The organism is Sulfurimonas sp. (genome assembly GCF_027056685.1).
Taxonomy (GTDB): Bacteria; Campylobacterota; Campylobacteria; order Campylobacterales; family Sulfurimonadaceae; genus Sulfurimonas.
On record NZ_JALUKE010000039.1, the window covers coordinates 1 to 1,560 of the forward strand.

The 1,560-nt window shown below is 32.4% G+C and carries 2 protein-coding genes; both read left to right on the top strand.

The features are described 5' to 3' along the window. Nucleotides 1–540 (top strand): cytochrome c peroxidase (locus MVY38_RS01425; protein WP_297482675.1); only part of this gene is annotated, 540 nt, incomplete at its 5' end. A 1-nt stretch (nucleotide 541) separates the two neighbouring features. Then, nucleotides 542–1,560: DAHL domain-containing protein (locus tag MVY38_RS01430; protein WP_297482679.1), on the top strand; the 1,019-nt coding region annotated here is incomplete at its 3' end.

The window sequence follows — 1,560 nt, forward strand, 5'->3', positions numbered from 1 at the left end:
CTCATACCAAAACTCAATAAAACTGCTTATAAACAACAATTTGGCACTATATATAAAGATGGAATAACAAAAGCCAACATTACAAACGCAATAGCCGAGTATGAAAAAACGCTCATCACACCAAATGCACCCTTTGACCGCTACCTTAGAGGTGATAAGAAAGCACTCTCAAACGCAGCTAAAGAGGGTTACAGCCTCTTTAAAACGAAAGGTTGCATACTCTGTCATCAAGGTATGAACATCGGTGGTAATATGTACAATAAATTTGGTATTTACATTGATGCAAACGGCAGTGATTTAGGAAGATATGATGTAACACATAAAGAAAGAGACAAATACTTTTTTAAAGTTCCCTCTCTTAGAAATGTAGCGCGTACAGCACCCTACTTTCATGATGGAAGCCAGCCGAGTTTACGCAAAGCAGTACTTATAATGTCTGAGTATCAACTTGGTCGAAAAATGACAAAAGATGAAGTCAATAAAATTTTGGCATTTCTAAAATCTCTTAACGGAGAACTACCTAAAAATATTGAGCCATAAAATGCAACTACTTAAAAAAATTGATAAAGTAGTTTTTTTACTCCTTAGCTCACTTGTAATGTTAGTTGTGCTCTTCTCTTATCTTGTTTTGATAGATAAAGATACAAAAGAGTACAACATTATTCATGACAAAATCGTCGCACTTAAAATTACAGACAAAAAGCTTGACAACTTTGCCTTAACTATTGATGTATTTAAAAACTATAATTGTGTCAATAAAAGCACTACAACATTTAAAAATACCCTTAATTCACTAGGGGAAAATCTATCTGCACAATATCCAAAAAATTTAGAACTAACCCAATGTTTACATAATATTAAAAAAACTTTTGCCACAAAAGTTGATAATTTGGAATATTTCAAATCTCTAAACGCAACGCTTATCAATACATCTCATTTTCTTTTTGACTTGCAGCAAACACTCAGAGAGAGCAAAAATATTTCACAGCAAACAAAAAGTAGTGTCAATGAAACACTCTTTTATCTACTCAAGTTCACAACGACGGACTATATAGATAATGCATTTATAAACAAACAGCTTGAAAATGTTTTAAAACTTTCAAAAGAAGAGCACAACAGCCTTATATATAACTTTTACACACATTCAAAGTTAATGCTAAAAACGCTCAGTGAACTAAAAAAACTCTCTTTGGAAATTCGCACTAGCAAGCTCTACCAACAACTACAAAAACTTCATATGTTAGTAGACTCTATACATAACAAAAATCTGCAGATAAACCGAGCTATTACCCTACTCTTTTTCCTTACTGCATTTGGTCTTATTTTAATCTTACTCAAAGTTTATAGAAAATCTGTCAAAATCTCTCAAGAGCTTTATGCATTTCAGTTCGCAGTTAAAAACAGTGACAATAGTGTTGTACTAACCGATTCACAAAGACATATCACTTTTGTCAATGAAGTTTTTGAAAAAATGACAGGATACTCCAAAGAAGAAGCACTAGGTCAAAATCCAAATATATTAAAATCTGGCAAACAAGACGACAGCTTTTATGTAGAACT